At 37.3% G+C, this 18,347-nt stretch carries 13 protein-coding genes; 10 read left to right on the top strand and 3 right to left on the bottom strand.

Translation table 11 applies throughout. The features are described 5' to 3' along the window. Nucleotides 1-325: 325 nt before the first annotated feature. Nucleotides 326-1,051 (bottom strand): elongation factor P 5-aminopentanone reductase, encoded by a 726-nt coding sequence (gene ymfI, locus OCV53_RS08505; RefSeq protein ID WP_022375361.1) that lies wholly within the window; start codon nucleotides 1,049-1,051, stop codon nucleotides 326-328. Between the two features lie 133 nt (nucleotides 1,052-1,184). Here ymfI and OCV53_RS08500 point away from each other — a divergent pair, with 133 nt between their 5' ends. The 8 genes from OCV53_RS08500 to uvrA all read left to right on the top strand — a co-directional run bounded on the left by OCV53_RS08500 (nucleotide 1,185) and on the right by uvrA (nucleotide 12,791). Next, nucleotides 1,185-2,444 carry an LCP family protein gene (locus OCV53_RS08500; RefSeq protein WP_022375360.1) on the top strand — a complete coding sequence of 420 codons (1,260 nt, stop codon included), beginning with the start codon at nucleotides 1,185-1,187 and terminating at the stop codon, nucleotides 2,442-2,444. A 251-nt stretch (nucleotides 2,445-2,695) separates the two neighbouring features. Beyond that, nucleotides 2,696-3,781, top strand: a complete 1,086-nt coding sequence (locus OCV53_RS08495; protein WP_022375359.1) for a PucR family transcriptional regulator — start codon at nucleotides 2,696-2,698, stop codon at nucleotides 3,779-3,781. Nucleotides 3,782-3,788: 7 nt separating this feature from the next. Next, a complete protein-coding gene (gene ftsE / locus OCV53_RS08490; protein ID WP_055197808.1) occupies nucleotides 3,789-4,469 on the top strand; it encodes a cell division ATP-binding protein FtsE in 681 nt (226 codons plus the stop codon). After that, nucleotides 4,459-5,367: a permease-like cell division protein FtsX gene (gene ftsX / locus OCV53_RS08485; RefSeq protein WP_055197701.1), complete on the top strand. Its 909-nt coding sequence runs from the start codon at nucleotides 4,459-4,461 to the stop codon at nucleotides 5,365-5,367. The genes ftsE and ftsX overlap by 11 nt, the downstream gene beginning before the upstream one ends. A 12-nt stretch (nucleotides 5,368-5,379) precedes the next feature. Beyond that, nucleotides 5,380-6,588 carry a murein hydrolase activator EnvC family protein gene (locus OCV53_RS08480; RefSeq protein WP_055197699.1) on the top strand — a complete coding sequence of 403 codons (1,209 nt, stop codon included), beginning with the start codon at nucleotides 5,380-5,382 and terminating at the stop codon, nucleotides 6,586-6,588. Nucleotides 6,589-6,638: 50 nt separating this feature from the next. Next, on the top strand, nucleotides 6,639-7,781 hold the full coding sequence (locus OCV53_RS08475; RefSeq protein ID WP_022375355.1) for a S41 family peptidase: 1,143 nt from the start codon (nucleotides 6,639-6,641) through the stop codon (nucleotides 7,779-7,781). A gap of 155 nt (nucleotides 7,782-7,936) precedes the next feature. After that, nucleotides 7,937-9,925: an excinuclease ABC subunit UvrB gene (uvrB, locus tag OCV53_RS08470; protein WP_055197697.1), complete on the top strand. Its 1,989-nt coding sequence runs from the start codon at nucleotides 7,937-7,939 to the stop codon at nucleotides 9,923-9,925. 40 nt (nucleotides 9,926-9,965) lie between these two features. Continuing rightward, nucleotides 9,966-12,791, top strand: coding sequence for an excinuclease ABC subunit UvrA (uvrA, locus tag OCV53_RS08465; protein WP_055197695.1), 2,826 nt, complete (start codon nucleotides 9,966-9,968; stop codon nucleotides 12,789-12,791). A gap of 482 nt (nucleotides 12,792-13,273) precedes the next feature. Here uvrA and OCV53_RS12450 read toward each other — a convergent pair whose 3' ends face one another. Together OCV53_RS12450 and OCV53_RS08455 are read right to left on the bottom strand one after the other, a co-directional pair. Continuing rightward, a complete protein-coding gene (locus OCV53_RS12450; RefSeq protein WP_055197693.1) occupies nucleotides 13,274-14,314 on the bottom strand; it encodes a zinc-binding dehydrogenase in 1,041 nt (346 codons plus the stop codon). Then, nucleotides 14,299-14,997, bottom strand: coding sequence for a class II aldolase/adducin family protein (locus OCV53_RS08455; protein ID WP_055197691.1), 699 nt, complete (start codon nucleotides 14,995-14,997; stop codon nucleotides 14,299-14,301). The genes OCV53_RS12450 and OCV53_RS08455 overlap by 16 nt, the downstream gene beginning before the upstream one ends. A 156-nt stretch (nucleotides 14,998-15,153) precedes the next feature. Between OCV53_RS08455 and OCV53_RS08450 the strand changes: the two genes are divergently transcribed. Together OCV53_RS08450 and OCV53_RS08445 are read left to right on the top strand one after the other, a co-directional pair. Then, complete coding sequence (locus OCV53_RS08450) at nucleotides 15,154-16,044, top strand: LysR family transcriptional regulator (protein ID WP_055197689.1); 891 nt, start codon at nucleotides 15,154-15,156, stop codon at nucleotides 16,042-16,044. A gap of 87 nt (nucleotides 16,045-16,131) precedes the next feature. Beyond that, the gene (locus OCV53_RS08445; protein ID WP_022375349.1) at nucleotides 16,132-18,231 is read left to right on the top strand and encodes a BglG family transcription antiterminator; all 2,100 of its coding nucleotides are present in this window, start codon (nucleotides 16,132-16,134) and stop codon (nucleotides 18,229-18,231) included. Nucleotides 18,232-18,347: the final 116 nt, after the last annotated feature.

Below are 18,347 nucleotides of genomic sequence, written 5' to 3'. Positions count from 1 at the left end.
GTATATTTCGAAGCTTCGGGGAAAATCTTGTGAATTGTCCATTCTATAGACTTCTGGTATATGATAAAAAATAAATAAGCAACCGAAAGCGATGCATTGGAATTTTGCCATATTTTGAATAAATTCGCAGCCCAATTGGACGAATGTCTGAGCTTCAAAGATTTTTGTCTTAGACAAAACTCCAGAGCGAGTTTTCGTAGGAAATTGGGCGGATCAGCGATTTGTTCAAAATATGAGCAAAAATTCCACCTCATCGCTTTCGGTTGCTTATTTATTTTTTATCATATACTCGAATTCTACAGTTGGCCAACTATTAACTTAAAATTTAATACCATCCTCCAGAAAAAGTAACAATCTGCCCAGTCATATAACCAGGTGCTTCTGCCACATGATAAACCATTTGTGCCGCCTCTTTCGGGCTGGCAATATAATCTGCCGGGATCTCATCTTTGATCATAGCCAGATCTTCTTCATCAAATTCTGCATTCATTTCCGTATCGATCATTCCAAAAGCAATGGCGTTCACCTGAATATTACTAGCAGCAACTTCTTTTGCTAAAGCCTTTGTAAATGCATTGATTCCACCTTTTGTAGTAGAATATAAAACTTCGCAGGATGCACCTGCTTCGCCCCAGATGGAAGAAATATTGATGATTTTTCCTTTATGATAATGAAGCATGTGTGGAATGATATTTTTACAAGTTGTAAATACGGAAGTTAAATTTGTGTTGATCATTAAATTCCAGTCATCGATGGTTGCATCTGTGAACAGTCCAACTTGGGAAATGCCAGCATTGTTTACAAGACAGTCAATTTTTGGAAAGACTTTCAGAGATTCCGTGATCATTTTATCAACAAACAAAGGATTGCTGATATCACCGCAAAAAGACAGGCAGGATACAGAATGAGAAAGGATTTCTGTTTTTAATGAATCAAGTTTTTCAGGGTGACGGAATCCATGGATAATGACATTCCAGCCCTGAGATGCAAAATATAAGGCGGTTTCACGGCCGATTCCGCGGGAACTTCCGGTGATCAGTACAGTTTTCATTGGTATACCTCGTTTCGTTTATAAATCTAGTGTTTTAAGAAAATATTAAGACGATTATAACATAGAGGATTGTTGAAATAAATCGAATAATTTGATATACTTAACGAAGTTTATACACGGAAGGAGCAGAAAGATGGCGAAGAAGAAAAAGAAGAATAAGCTTGGTGCGAAAGCGATATTTGCCAGAATTCTTGTAGTGATACTGGTGACAGCCATCGGTGGAGTTGCAAGTTTTTTTGGATTTAAGACATATTTTGCAAGTAAATTCAAAAAAGATAAGAAAGCTGAGATTGCAAAGCAGTTAAAAGAAGAAAGTAAAGAAAAGGTAGACGTTGGAATGATCCAGACAGGAAATTCCATCGTGATCCGAATTTATCATAATAGAAACCAAGAGATGATTTTTGTTCCATTACGTCAGGATATGACATTAAAACTTACAAAGAGCGGTAAGAAGGCGGTAAAGGAAACTCTTGGAACAAATGTAAGCGAGGCGACGGTTGCAGATGTTATCAAAGCAACGAAGGAAGACGGAGCTTTGATGAAAAAACAGGTGGAGAATACACTTGGAATTACAATTAATTCTTATGAATTGTTATCACGCAAGAAGTTTGTAACATTGATAAATAAGGCGGGGGACATTAAAGTAGAATTTGATCAGGCAATGTCTTATACTGATTCCACAGACAAATATGTTACATTGAATGAGGGTGAGAACAGTCTGAATGGAACAGCTGTTTATTCACTGATGAGTGAAACTGATATTTTTGAAGACAAGAACCAGCAGGCAGAACTTACAGGTGAGATTTGTGTAGCTGTTGCTGCTGCATTGAACGATAAATCGTTATCTGAATATAAAGAATATGCACAGGAATATTTTGATGCAGTTGATTCTGATGGGTCTTATGAAAATGTAGAAAGCTATCTTAAGAGAATTCGCCAGATTAAAGATAAGAATCTAAACTTCAAAGTGTTAGATGGAACAGAAAGTAATGGAAAGTTCAAACTGGATACAGATGAAGCCAAGAGAGTTTTTGATGAGATGTTATCTGAAGATGGAGATTTAAGTTCTGCATTAAGTTCAAGTACAACAGAAGCAAAGAAAACAACAGAAAGTTCGTCATCATCCAAGAATATTTCTATTGAGATCCAAAATTCAACATCAATTTCCGGATTAGCTGGAAGATGGAAAGATAAACTGTCAAGTGATGGATATACAGTGGGTTCTGTTAAAACATACAGAGAGGGATCACTGACACATACGAAGATCATTGTTGAAGACAAGTCTTTAGGACAGGATTTAAAGAGTTATTTTAAGAATCCAGAATATACAGTTGGAACAGTAAGCAGCGGTGCAAGAATCTGTATTATTGTTGGAACGGAAGATGAAATTTAGTAAATAAGGTATAATATAAAAGAGATGTTTTGAAGAAAGATAGCTTCGAAACATCTCTTTTTTACGATAAAACAGGAATTTACTGCAATGAGACACAGGAGTTTGCTTAAAGTTTGTATGTTTTTTGCTAAAAATTTGTATAAAATCCACAATATCATGTAAAAATTACTAAATTTTTCTTTTTTTTTTGGTTAAAATGCTGTATAGTAAAAGAAAAGGTTGAACGGCAAATATGAAAGGTTAATAAAAGGATGATTTCAAATCAGATATTAAAAGAGACAATTAGTGGAATGAAAGAAGTGACTGGAATCGATCTGTGTATTTTAGATCTGTCCGGTCGTATCGTAGTAACAACAATGGAGGTTCAGGAATCTTTGACAGAACATGCTACAGAATTTGCAGAGTCTATGGCAGAGAGTCAGGTAATCGATGGTTTTCAGTATTTTAAGATCTTCGATGAACAGAGATTGGAATATATTCTTCTTGTGAATGGAATGAGCGAGAATGCGTATACGATTGGTAAACTGGCGGTGATGCAGATTCAGAACCTGTTGACAGCGTACAAAGAACGCCTGGATAAGGAGAACTTTGTAAAGAATTTGTTAAGAGATAATTTATTATTAGTTGATATTTATAATCGCTCTAAGAAGCTTCATATTGAAGTTGAGCAGAGAAGGGTAGCATTTCTGATTCAGGCAGAATATGAGAAGGATCAGAATCTGTTAGAAGCTATGAAAGAAGTTGAGACAGATGGAGATACTGATTTTATTACAGCAGTGGATGAGAAGAGTATTGTATATGTGACACCAGTCAATGGAGAAGAAGGCCAGACAGAATTCCTAGCACATGCCAGGGAGATTGTGAAGGGCTTGAATGAATATGGTATCAAGGAAGTGAAGATTGCCATTGGTAACATTGCAGAGACGATCAAAGATGTTTCAAGATCATATAAGGAAGCACAGATCGCACTGGAAGTCAGTAAGATTTTCTATGAAGATGCTCAGGTGATCGCATACAATCAGCTTGGAATTGGAAGACTGATTTATCAGCTGCCTCTTCCATTATGCAAGATGTTTATCAGGGAAGTTTTTGGAGATTATTCTCCAGATTCTATTGATGCAGAGACATTAACGACGATCGACAAATTTTTTGAGAATAACCTGAATGTATCCGAGACATCCAGACAGTTATTTATTCATCGTAATACATTAGTATATCGTCTGGACAAGATTCAGAAGAATACGAATCTGGACTTAAGAAACTTTGAAGATGCCATTGCATTTAAAATAGCACTGATGGTAGTCAAATATATGAAACATATGGACACAATGGATTAGAATTATGATGATCACATTAAAGAATGTAACGAAGGAATATGATAAAGAGAATACAGGACTTACCAATGTATCACTTGATGTAGAGAAGGGCGAGTTTGTATTTATCGTTGGCAAAAGTGGTTCAGGAAAGACGACACTTATGAAGCTTTTGCAGAAAGAACTTGAACCAACAAGTGGTCAGATCATAGTTAATGGACAGAATTATAAAGAATTAAAACGCAAGGAACTTCCGAAACTTCGAAGGCAGATGGGAATGGTATTTCAGGATTTCCGTCTGCTTAAGGATCGGACCATCTTTGAGAATGTGGCTTTTGCGCAGAAAGTTGTAGAGGCTCCAAACCGCTATATCAAGCGTCAAGTGGAGAATATGCTTGACATGGTAGGACTCAAAGATCGTATGAAAGCATTTCCGAATGAATTATCAGGAGGAGAACAACAAAGGGTAGCGATTGCCAGAGCACTTGTCAATCATCCGGTATTACTGCTGGCAGACGAACCAACAGGGAATCTTGACCCTGTGACGGCAAGGGAAATCATGGAACTTTTGTCAGAGATCAATAAGAAAGGAACAACAGTATTGGTTGTTACACATAATCGTGAACTTGTGAATGAGATGGGAAAACGAGTTATCCAGATCGAAGATGGACAGATACAGCAGGATGAAGCTAGGGGGTTCTATGATATTTAGAAGATTTTTGTATGGAATTAAGGAAGGCACAAGAAATATTTTCAGGAATAAGATGTTTTCACTGGCATCACTTGGAACGATCATTGCTTGTGTCTTTTTGCTTGGAACTTTTTTATCAGTTGCATTAAATGTCAGATCAACGATGCAACAGATGGAACAATCGGTTGGAATTTCTGTTTTTTTTGATGAGGGAATTTCAAAAGAAAGAAAAAATGAGATTGGAAAAGAAATACGTCAAAAAGAAGATATTGCTACGATGAGGTATGTATCAGCAGAAGAAGCATGGGAAATCTATAAGAAGGATGTATTTCAGGGAAATGAAGAACTTTTAGAAGGATTTGAAGGAAACAACCCATTAAAAGAATCTGATTCCTATGAGATCACATTAAAGGAAGTAGAATCATATAAAATGGTGGTATCACATTTAGAGAAGATTGATGGTGTCAGAAAAGTCCGTTACTCTGAGGGAGCAGCAGAAGGAATGACAAAGATGAATACGATGGGGAGCTATATTGCAGGAGCAGTGATCGTGATACTGATGGCGGTTTCTATTTTCCTTGTGAGCAATACAGTTTCTGTCGGAGTAGCAGTAAGAGAAGAAGAGATAGCGATCATGAAACTTATAGGTGCAGCAAATGGATTCATTAAAGCACCATTTCGTGCAGAAGGAATCATTATTGGTGTGATCGGTTCGTTGATTCCGACAGCTGTGATCTTTGCAGGTTATGAGGGTATCATTTCATGGATGAATGATAAATTCCATGTAGTTACAGTATTTATGAAGTTTGTACCGATTCAGGAAATTATGATATACTTATTACCATTATCTTTAATAGTTGGGATTGTGATCGGGTTGCTTGGAAGTTCTATTACGATCCGAAAGTATTTAAAAGTCTAGGAAGGTGAGACTATGAAAAGGAGATATCATATAGGAATTGTCCTGATGATGTTGTCTGCAATGCTTACATTAAATGTTTATAAAGTACCCGTCTGGGCAGTGGACAAAAAACAACAAGTTCAGAATGAAAATAAAAAACTTCAGGAAAAAAATAAAAAAATACAAAATGAGATCAAAGAGCTTGATGAGAAAATGACAGCAAGTCATGAAACTTATGAAAAGTACAGATCAAAGCTTTCTTCCGTCCAAAAAGAACTGAAAGATACGCAGGAGCGTTTGCAAGAAGCAAAACAGTCGAAAGAAGAACAGTCAAGGATTATGAGCAAGCGTATTAAATTTCTTTATGAGAATGGGAATATGGCTTATATGGAAGTAATCTTTGAAGCAAGCAATTTTCAGGAATTTCTAAGACGGGCAGATTATGTCTCAAAGGTTTCAAAATATGACAGCAATATGTTTTTGAAATTACAGACAACGGAAGACACAATTCAGATCGTAGAAAGCCGTTTAAAGAAGGATTACCAAACAGCAAAGACGTTAACAGCGCAGGCAAAAGTAAAGAAAGAGAAGTTAGATCAGGCCGTTGCGAAGAAACAAGAGAAGATTGTATGGTATCAGAAGAAGCTAGCATCAAACAGTGCATTGCTTGCTGCATTTGAAGCAGAGGGGCCAGACCAGAAAGATTTGGATATGGCTTCTGTAAAAGAATCAGCCAAAGAATCTAAATCAGATACTGGTACATCAGCAGGTTCAACAAGCAAACGGCCACCACAGACAAAACCGTCGGCATCTGCGACAACAGCGAAGAAGAATAATACAACAACTACTTCTTCTAGAAATCTTGGCTGGCCGGTTCCATCCTGCCACAGTATTTCATCTGGATATGGATACCGCATTCATCCAGTGACAGGAGTAAGGAAATTACATGCAGGAATTGATATTCCCTGCTCGACAGGATCAACGATCGTGGCAGCAGCATCTGGGACAGTCATAGATGCAGGATATAATTCTTACAATGGAAATTATTTAAAGATCAGTCATGGAAATGGGTTGGAAACAATGTATCTTCACTGTTCAAAACTTCTTGTATCTTCAGGTTCAAGAGTCAGCAAGGGACAGACAATTGCGAGATCAGGGGCAACAGGAATGGTGTCAGGAGCTCATTTGCATTTTGTTGTGAAAAAGAATGGAAATTATGTAAATCCTCAAAATTACTTATAATAACATGTGTTCAAACAGAATACATTACATAAAAGAAAGGAACTAATTTCATGAAGAAGAAATTATCAAAAATACTTGTAGGACTTCTTGTTGTTGTATGCATTGTGGAAGGTTTTTTCCTTTATCGTGCATACGTTGTTCCAAGCTCAACACTGCAGACAGCAAGAAAGATTAATCGTATTGAACAGATTATTGATAAATATTATAAAGGATCTGTGAAGAAAAGTGATCTGGAAGATTACACATATAAAGGATTGGTTGCAGGACTTGGTGATGTATACTCAACATATTATTCAGAGAGTGACTTTAAAGAACTGGAAGAGTCAACAAGTGGAGTATATTATGGAGTAGGAATTTACATGACACAGGATATCAAGACAGGTATTATCACAGTAGTTAAACCAGTCAAAGGAAGTCCGGCAGATGGAAGTGGATTAAAGAAAGGTGATGTTTTAATAAAAGTAGGAAATTACAAAGTAAAAACATCAGATGCGCTTGATGATATTGTAAAGAAGATCAAAGGTGCAGAAGGAACCAAGGTAAACTTAACATTTACAAGAAATCAGACAACAAAGACATATACATTTACAAGACAATCCATTGAGAATCCAACGGTTGAGACGAAAATGTTGAAAGATCAGATCGGATATCTTCAGGTTACTGAATTTGATGAAGTGACAGTCAGCCAGTTTAAAAGCGGCCTTGCAAGTTTGAAGAAACAAGGAGCCAAGAAATTGATCATTGATCTTAGAGATAATCCGGGAGGATTGTTAACAAGTGTGGTAGATATTGCAAGCCAGATTCTTCCAAAGGGAACGATCGTTTATACAGAAGATAAGAATGGCAATAAAAAATATTATAAAGATACTAAAAATGAACAGCTTGATATGCCATTATGTGTCTTAGTAAATGGTAACAGTGCAAGTGCAGCGGAGATTCTTTCCGGAGCAGTCAAAGATAGAAATACAGGAACACTAGTTGGAGAAACGACATTTGGCAAAGGAATCGTGCAGGGATTTTTTGAAGTTGGGGATGGTTCTTATGTTAAATTGACATATTCATCTTATTACACACCAGCTGGGCATAATATCCACAAAAAAGGAATCAAACCAGATGTTGAGGTAAAAGACAATACAAAGACAAAAGCAGATGAACAGCTTGATAAAGCAATTTCTATTTTACAGAAGAAATAATCAATAAAATAAGTACAGAACAAACATTCGATTTGTTCTGTACTTTCTTTTTATACTTTGATATAATCAAGCATAGATGAAAATAAAAGAAAAGGCACACAATAAACAGCAGACCATATAGCAATTGTTTGATTTTTTGCACAGGGAGAATTTATATGGATCATTTTGAATTAGTATCAGAATATAAACCAATGGGTGATCAGCCGCAGGCGATCGAGCAGCTTACCAAGGGATTTAAGGAAGGAAATCAATTTGAGACACTTCTTGGTGTTACAGGCTCCGGTAAGACGTTTACGATGGCCAACATTATACAGAATCTGAATAAACCAACATTGATCTTAGCCCATAATAAGACATTGGCGGCACAGTTATACAGTGAATTTAAGGCATTTTTTCCGCATAATGCAGTAGAATATTTTGTTTCCTATTATGATTACTATCAGCCAGAAGCATATGTGCCATCGACAGATACTTACATTGAGAAGGATTCCTCTGTCAATGACGAGATTGATAAGCTAAGACATAGTGCGACAGCAGCTTTGATCGAACGTAAAGATGTGATCGTTGTATCAAGTGTATCCTGTATCTATGGAATTGGTAGTAAGGAAAGTTATTCTGAGATGATGATCTCTCTAAGACCTGGAATGATCAAAGACAGGGATGAGGTTATTGATGATCTGATCAATATTCAGTATGTAAGAAGCGAACTTGATTTCAAGAGAGGTACCTTCAGGGTTAAGGGAGATGTGCTGGAGATTTTGCCGGTATCTACATTTGAGGATGCGGTCAGAGTTGAGTTTTTTGGAGATGAGATTGACCGGATCGTAGAATTTGATGTTTTAACGGGTGAAGTAAAGAGGAGCCTTAATTTTGTTGCAATCTTCCCTGCATCTCATTATGTTGTACCACAGGAGCAGATTGAACGTGCGATCAAAGGAATCAAAGAAGAACTTGCCGAACAAGTGGCATATTTTAAAGAGCATGACCAGCTGATCGAAGCACAGAGAATTGCAGAACGAACAAATTTTGATATTGAAATGTTAAGAGAGACTGGATTTTGTTCTGGGATTGAGAATTACTCAAGACATTTAGCAGGATTAGAACCAGGACAGCCACCAAGTACATTGATCGATTTCTTTGGAGATGATTTTTTGATGATCATTGATGAGTCACATATTACTGTTCCGCAGATTGGAGGAATGTATGCAGGAGATCAGTCAAGAAAGTCAACACTTGTAGACTTTGGATTTCGTTTGCCATCGGCTAAGGACAATCGTCCTCTGGAATTTAGTGAATTTGAGCAGAAGATCGATCAGATGTTATTTGTATCTGCAACACCTGGTAAATACGAAGAAGAGCATGAATTGTTAAGGGCAGAACAGATCATAAGACCAACAGGATTATTAGATCCAGCGATTGATGTGCGTCCGGTAGAAGGACAGATTGATGATTTGCTTGGAGAGATTCATAAGGAAACAGATAAAGGGAATAAAGTTCTTGTTACAACACTGACCAAACGTATGGCAGAAGAATTAACGGATTACATGCGTGAAGTCGGTATCCGTGTAAAATATCTGCATTCCGATATTGATACATTAGAGAGAATTGAGATTGTCAGAGATTTAAGAATGGGAGTTTTTGACGTATTAGTTGGAATCAACTTATTAAGAGAGGGGTTGGATATCCCAGAGATTACGTTAGTAGCGATCCTTGATGCAGATAAAGAAGGATTCTTGCGTTCTGAAACTTCTCTTGTACAGACGATCGGACGTGCTGCGAGAAATAGTGAAGGGCATGTGATCATGTATGCAGACAACATGACAGATTCTATGCATGCAGCGATCACAGAGACAGAACGAAGACGAACAATTCAGGATAAGTATAATAAAGAACATGGAATTACACCACAGACGATCAAGAAAGATATCAGAGATCTCATTAAGATATCAGATGATCACGAAGAAGAAAGTACGGGATATGAAAAGGACATGGAATCTATGTCCAAGAAGGAACTAAAAGAAGAGATCGAGCGGTTAAGTAAGAAGATGAATCAGGCAGCAGCAGAATTAAACTTTGAGATGGCAGCACAGCTTCGAGATGAATTGAAGGAATTTAAGATTGCATATCAGGAATATGATGACTGAATTTAAATGAATTACAAATTTACAGATTAGGAGCGTATCAATGAAGAAAGAGATGATCCGCATCAAAGGTGCGAGAGAAAATAATTTAAAGAATATAGATTTGGAAGTACCGAGAAATCAGTTTGTTGTTTTTACAGGATTGAGTGGTTCTGGTAAATCTTCTTTGGCATTTGACACGATCTATGCAGAAGGGCAGAGAAGATATATGGAATCATTATCTTCTTATGCAAGACAGTTTTTAGGTCAGATGGAGAAACCGGATGTAGACAGTATTGAAGGATTATCACCTGCAATTTCTATTGACCAGAAATCAACCAATCGAAACCCACGATCTACGGTTGGAACAGTCACAGAGATTTATGACTATTTTCGATTATTATATGCAAGAGTTGGGATTCCACATTGTCCAAAGTGCGGAAAACCGATCAGCAAGCAGACAGTTGATCAGATGGTAGACCGCTTAATGCAGTTAGAAGAACGGACAAGAATCCAGCTTCTTGCACCAATCGTACGCGGAAGAAAAGGAGAGCATGTCAAGGTATTTCAGAATGCGAAGAAAAGCGGCTATGTCCGTGTCAGGGTGGATGGCAATGTCTATGATTTGTCAGAAGATATACCGATGGAGAAGAATAAGAAACATAACATTGAGATTGTGGTAGACCGTCTGGTGATCAAACCAGGAATCGAGAAACGTTTAACTGACTCTATTGAGACAACACTGAATCTAGCAGATGGCTTGATGACAGTTGATGTGATAGGCGGGGAACCAATGAATTTCAGCCAGAGTTTTTCATGTCCGGATTGTGATATCAGCATTGATGAAGTAGAACCAAGAAGTTTTTCGTTCAATAATCCATTTGGGGCGTGTCCAGTATGTCATGGACTCGGATACAAGATGGAGTTTGATGTAGATTTAATGATCCCAGATCAGAAACTAAGCATTGCAGAGGGTGCGATTCAGGTATTTGGATGGCAGTCATCAACTGATAAGAAGAGTTACACAAGAGCAATCTTAGATGCGCTGGCAAGAGAATATCATTTTGATCTGGAAACACCATTTAAGGATTATCCACAGGAAATTAAGGATATTTTATTATATGGAACAGGTGGCAGAGAAGTTAAAGTCTATTACAAGGGTCAGAGAGGCGAAGGCGTTTATGATGTCGCATTTGAAGGAATCATCAAGAATGTTGGAAGAAGATATCGTGAAGCATCCCAGAACATGAAAGCAGAATATGAAACATTTATGACGATCACACCATGTGATGAGTGTCACGGGCAGCGTTTGAAACAGGAATCACTGGCTGTTACTGTTGCTGGTAAAAATATTGCCGAGATGTGTGATATGTCTGTTGGTGAGATGGTAACATTTTTAGAGACAATGGAACTAAATGATCGTCAGAAAATGATAGGAGAGCAGGTATTAAAAGAGATCAAAGCAAGAATTGGTTTCTTGAACGATGTAGGACTTGATTACTTGACACTCTCAAGAGCAACAGGAACTTTATCAGGAGGGGAAGCTCAGAGAATCCGTTTGGCGACACAGATTGGTTCTGGTCTGGTTGGAGTTGCTTATATTCTTGATGAACCAAGTATCGGACTTCATCAGAGAGATAATGACAAATTGATCCGTACATTGAAGAATCTAAGAGATCTGGGAAATACATTGATCGTCGTAGAACATGATGAAGATACGATGCTGGCAGCAGACTACATTGTAGATATCGGTCCCAAAGCTGGGGAATATGGTGGAGAAGTTGTAGCAACAGGAACTGCCAAACAGATCATGAAGAACAAGAAATCTATCACAGGGGCATATTTAAGTGGAAAGATCAAGATTCCAGTACCGGAAGTAAGAAGAAAACCATCTGGTTTCTTGAAAGTGATCGGAGCACAGGAGAACAATTTAAAGAATATTGACGTAGAAATTCCACTAGGAATCTTTACCTGTGTCACAGGAGTTTCTGGATCAGGAAAGAGTTCTCTAGTCAATCAGATCTTATATAAACGTCTGGCAAAAGAATTAAATCGAGCAAAGACAAAGCCAGGACTGCACAAAGATATTGAAGGATTCGATCAGTTGGATAAGATCATAGCGATCGATCAGTCTCCGATCGGAAGAACACCAAGATCCAATCCTGCAACCTACACGGGAGTCTTTGATCAGATCAGAGATCTTTTTGCAATGACAAAAGATGCAAAGGCAAAAGGCTATAACAAAGGAAGATTCAGTTTCAACAAGAAAGGTGGACGATGTGAAGCCTGTGCCGGAGATGGAATCATCAAGATTGAGATGCATTTCCTGCCAGATGTCTATGTACCATGTGAAGTATGTCATGGAAAGCGTTACAACAGAGAGACACTAGAAGTCAAATACAAAGGAAAGAGCATCTATGATGTTCTGAATATGACAGTTGAAGAAGCCTGCGATTTCTTTTCAAACATTCCATCGATCAGTCGTAAGATGGAGACATTAAGAGATGTAGGATTAGGCTATATCCGATTAGGACAGCCATCTACAGAATTGTCAGGAGGAGAAGCCCAGAGAATAAAACTGGCAGCAGAATTAAGCAAACGAAGCACTGGAAAGACAATCTATATCTTAGACGAACCAACAACAGGACTGCATTTTGCAGATGTTCACAAACTGGTAGATATCCTTGCAAGATTAACAGAAGGCGGAAATACTGTGATCGTTATCGAACATAATCTGGAAGTGATCAAGACAGCAGATTATATAATCGACATGGGACCAGAAGGCGGAGCAGGCGGCGGAACCATTGTAGCAGCGGGAACACCAGAAGAGATATGTGAAGTTGAGGAATCATATACTGGACAGTATTTGAAGGGAATATTGGAGCGATAAATTCTGATTTGCGACGGTAGGATTTCGTATATGTGACGGAAATAAGATAACAAGAAATATTTATAAGAAACCGGTGGCAACACGCAGATTTTAAGAGCGTTTTTTACAAATCGCTGATCCGCGCCTGTTCCTTTGATAACTCACTGGCTGCGAACCAAAATGTCCGCAGCTACGTTCAGACAATCAACCACAGGGCGCTGCGAATTTGTAAAAAACGCACTTAAAATCTGCTAATTGTTGCCACCGGTTTCTTATAAATATTTCTTGTTATCTTATTTCTGTCACATAAAACTGAAGTCTATCGAAACCGCTATATAGTGTGTATGTTAAATGGTATTGGCTGATAAGTTTCATATCATCTGTTTGAGAAAACCTTAATTCTTATCCAATATCATTCTCCATACACACCACCTCAAATTTTCCAATTTTGTGAATTGTCCACACTATAGAGTCGAATTCTATAATTGTTCAATTCTACAAAATTAAAATTCATTTGGATGTAATACAACCTTGATTGCCTCACCAGATTTTGTCAAGGCAATTCCTTTATTAATCTCACTAAGTGGCAATACATGTGTAATAAATTTCTCAGCCTCAAATTCATCAGAAATCGCAAGTTCAAATGATTTCTGTACCTGCATACTGTTAGAACCATAATGTCCATAAATCCAAAGACCGTTGTAATGGATATAGTTCGTATCAAGCTCTGTCAAGGCACCTTTTGCGACACCACCGAAGAAGACAACGATACCAGTTCTTTTTGCCATGAAAATGGCTTGTGCCTGTGCCTGGGTAGATGGGTTTGCGGAGATGACTTTGTCGGCACCTTTACCATCTGTAAGTTCTCTTACTGCTTGGATTGGATCTTCATTTAAGCTGTTGATCGTGTGATCAACACCAAACTGTTTTGCAGTTTCCAGACGCTTGTCGTTAATTTCAATCATAATAACCTTTTTAGCACCACGTAGTTTGGCTAGTTTTGCGTGGAAGCATCCGATTGGGCCAGCACCTATGATAACGATGGTTTCTCCGAAGCCGACATCAATATTTTCCTGACATGCATAGACAGAGGATAAAGGTTCCCCAAGAGAAGCACGATCATAGCTGATTTTATCAGGAATTCTATAGATAACGTCACGGGCGATCTGTCTTGGGAGGACAGTGTAATATTGCGCAAATCCACCTGGACGATCTAAATTATTTCCAAGATTCTCACACATTTCACTATGACCAGTTCTGCATGGTTCGCACTGCATACAGTGATCAGCGGGATAAATATAAAGGCGGTCACCGATGTTATATTCTTTGCAGGAAGGAGAAACTTCATCAACGATCCCAGTGATCTCATGACCATAAATGTGAGGATATTTACCAGATTTAGAGTCTGTTGTCAGGTTACGGATATCAGATCCACACAGACCAACAGCCATAACTTTTAGGACAAATCCTCCTTCTGGGCATTCTGGTCTATCAATTTCTTCAACTCTGATATCATTTGGTCCATACATTAAAGCTGCTTGCATAATTTTTCTTCCTCCTTTTTATTTCCATAACGGTTTCTGCGGCTTCCTGGATGATTTTCATATAATTCTTCTAGATCATTATCAGAAATATTATGAACAGGTCCGATATCTTTTGTTAAATGATAGATTCTTAAAACTTCTTCTGCAGCTTCGATAATCTTAACTGCATCTTCCAAAGTTTCTCCAACAGCAATACACCCATGATTGCCAAGTAAAATTAGATCATGATCTTTGATAGCATCTTCAATCCCATCTGCGATATGAATTGTTCCAGGCAATCCATAAGGAAGGCATGGGATTTCTTCGAATACCAGTGAAAATGTAGTGGAACATTTTAACTTGATATCTTTCCCACAGTAAGCATAGGCAGTTAAGTAAGGGGCATGGATGTGAGCAGCAGCATTGCAGTCAGGGCGGGCTTTTAAAGCAGCTTCATGCAATAAAATTTCACTTGATCTTTTGACAGTTCCCTCGATTTGTTCCCCGTTTTCAGTATTTACAACAGCAATCTTATCTTCGTTAAGGAAACGCTTTCTTGTTCCAGAAGGTGTGATATACATTTTTCCTGTTTCATGATCAAGGATGGAAAGATTTCCTTCCAGAGTGTTGACCATTCCTTTTTCATCCATGAGTTTTGCATAATATAAAATTTCTTTTTTTAGTTCATTATTTCTATCTGACATATTTAAACTCCTTTAAGACATTAACATATTAATTTGAGACATTGACAAAATAATTAAGGATCAGCTGATATTTGTATTGTACAATTACAAAAACATAATGTAAAATATGTATTATGATAAGAAAACAAAGGTTTTACCTATGGATTTGGAGGGAATATGACATTAGCACAATTAAATTATTTCGTGAAAGTCGCAGAAAATGGTCATTTGACACAGACAGCAAAAGAATTGTTGATTGCACAGCCGAGTCTGACACAGGCAATTCGAAAATTAGAAGAAGAACTCGGTTTTTTATTATTTGAGAAAAAGGGAAGAGTTTTATTTCTTACTAAAGAGGGAAAGGAATTTCTTCCATATGCAAAAGAAGTTGTAGAGGCTTCTAAAAGGGCAGAACAGACAAAGGAACACATTTATCAGAGATATACAGGAAATATTCGATTTGCATATACAAGACCAATGCCGCCAAATTATATTCCAAATCTGTTAAGAGAGTTCTTCAAAACAAATAAAGACAAGAAAATAAATATTGAATCCTATGCTGCAGCTACATCGGTTATTTTGAGGGATCTGAAAGAAGATAAAATAGATTTTGGCTTTTGTTCGATTGGAGAAAAAGAAGATCCGGATATCAAAATGATTACACTGATGGAATATCCGATCAAGCTTGTTGTGAATCAAAAAGATGTACTGGGCAAGATGAAACAGTTGCATCCAGAGGATCTTATGAGTAAGCCGGGAATTTCTTATACAGAAGGCTCGGCAATGGACCGGGAGATTAATGAATTTTTTAAAGAGCAGGAGATTACACCGGATATACATTACCGTACTTCGTCCGAAGAGATTCAGAATTTTGTAGCCTGTGGATTGGGTTGGGCATTTATCGCACAGAATGGGACACCGATGAAGAAAGGTTTAAAAATCCTTGAAATGCCAGAAATGACATTGAAAAGAGAAACTTGTCTTGCAATGAGAAAAGATCGACAATTGAGTAAAAATGCACAAAATTTTTTAAAATTTACATTAAGTTATAATGAAAACTTTCTATAAAATTGTACTTGCAAAAAAAATAAAAGTCATATAAACTACAAAACAGAGACGTTTGACAGGATAGACTATGACAGGAGGCACATAAAGATGAATCAGCGTAGTACAAAGATTGTACAGTTGTTAAGCAAGGAAAAAGATGAGATCACAGTTTCAGGATTTGCGGAATATTTCCAAGTTTCACAGAAGACGATTCGAAATGATTTAAAAGAAATTAATGAAATTTTGGACAAGAATAAAAAGCAAAAAATTGATATAAAACCGGGCGGGGGTATAGTTTCTATTCCGAAAGATTTTAAGGAATCATTATCTTTATTGTTAGAAGGTAATTTTTATAACTACAAGCTATCAAAAGAAGAGCGAAAAAAGGTTGCATCAGCAATCATAGTTAATTCTGCAGACTATATTACTTTAGCAGATATTGCTGACAGACTAATGGTAAGTAGAGCAACAGTGATCAATGATCTAAAAGAAATAAAAAAGTTTATACGCCAGGGAAATCTTGAAGTCATATCTCATGCAAACAAAGGATTGCGTATTGATGGATTGGAAAGTGACAAGAGAAAGTTTCTGTTTGAATTATTACGCCCGACATTAAGAACTTATGATAATCATAAGAATATTATCTCAGAACATGTTCATGTACAGTCTGGAGATATTAATATTATTCAGAAAATCATAGCAGAACAAGAACGATGCTATAAGAAGTTCCTTCCAGACAATTCATTTAGGGAGATTTTGCTATATTTAAGAATTCTCATTAACAGGAATAAGCTTGGAGAGTTTTTGGAACCACAGCCAGAGATCAACAGCGATAATTATATGTTTTCAATGGATATCTTAAAATATGTTTCACAGTATTGTGATGTTGTTATCAGTGATGATGATATCAAGAATTTCAGTACTTTTTTGGATGAAGTCAGATTTAAGAACAATGGAACATTTAATAAAAATACAATGATCATCCAGATGATCACCAGACAGTATATTTCCACAGTTTCCACAGAACTTGGAATTAACCTGAATGTAGATTATGATTTCTTTGAGAATCTCTCCAATCATTTGGAATCAATTTTTTCAGCACCACCGATGGATTATCCAGAAGCAGATATCATTGATGAAGTTCTGGAAGATAATCAAGATGTGTTAGATGTTGTGATTGATCAGATGCCAGTTATCTATAAGTTTACGGAACGAAAACTTACAGAAATTGAAGTAAAATATATTGCGATTCATGTCTGTGCGGCGATAGAACGTAAGAAGAACAAGGAAGTATCTTTCAGAGTCATTGTTGCCTGTCATGCAGGAATTGGTACATCCATCTTGTTATTAGAGAAATTAAAACGACATTTCAAATTCAGAGTAGTTGATGTGATTTCTGCCCACGAAGCAATCAATATCAAACCGAATGCAGCAGATTTTGTCATATCCACAGTGCCGCTTGAGAGTTGCCCATTGGAGTATGTTGTAGTTTCTGCGGCATTCAATGATGCTGATTATATCCGTGTAGGAAACCGAATTGATGCATTAAGAAATAGCCGTAACATTCCAGATGGAACAGAAGATGATAAATTAAATGCATCAGAATTGCTTGAAGAGATCACACCTGTGATCAACGAACTGGTGGAGCCAAAAGATCAAGCAAGAGTCGTAATGAAAGAACTGCGTAAAGTCGTAAGGAATTATTTTAAGCAGTCAGTGGAAAATGATGCGAATATCATATCTCCATCCTTACATCATCTGCTACGGGCATCCGATATTGAAGTTGACGTAGAATGTACAGATTGGAAAGATGCGATCAGAAGATCTGCAGAGCAGCTGGTAGACCAAGGTTACATAGAAGACCGCTATGTTGATGCGATGATCGAAAGCGTCAATGAATACGGACCATACATCGTATTGTCACCAGGATTTGCAATGCCTCATGCGAAAGTGGAAGAAGGAAGTATTCGTCTTGGAATGCATTTGATCCGTTTGAAGAATCCGGTGCCGTTTGGAGTAGAAGAACTTGATCCGATTGAGTTTGTCTGTTGTTTGAGTGCAATTGATCATAGAAGTTACTTAAAAGCATTCTTTAATCTTGTCAATATGCTCAAAGATGAAGAATATCGAAAGAAGTTACATGAGGCAGTCGACGGAGAAGAGATGGCACGCATTATTGAACAATATGAATACAGCATTGTAGGATAAGCAAATATAGATCAGTTGAATTTATTTCTCATTATGGGAAATGAATTCAACTGATTTATTTTATTTCTGCACCATAGAAATAAATTGTACCAGAATAAAAAATTTCCGAAAAAGAG

Origin of the sequence: Anaerostipes amylophilus, assembly GCF_025567365.1 — a bacterium.
Taxonomy (GTDB): domain Bacteria; phylum Bacillota; class Clostridia; order Lachnospirales; family Lachnospiraceae; genus Anaerostipes; species Anaerostipes amylophilus.
This window is presented reverse-complemented; position numbering and strand designations above follow the sequence as displayed.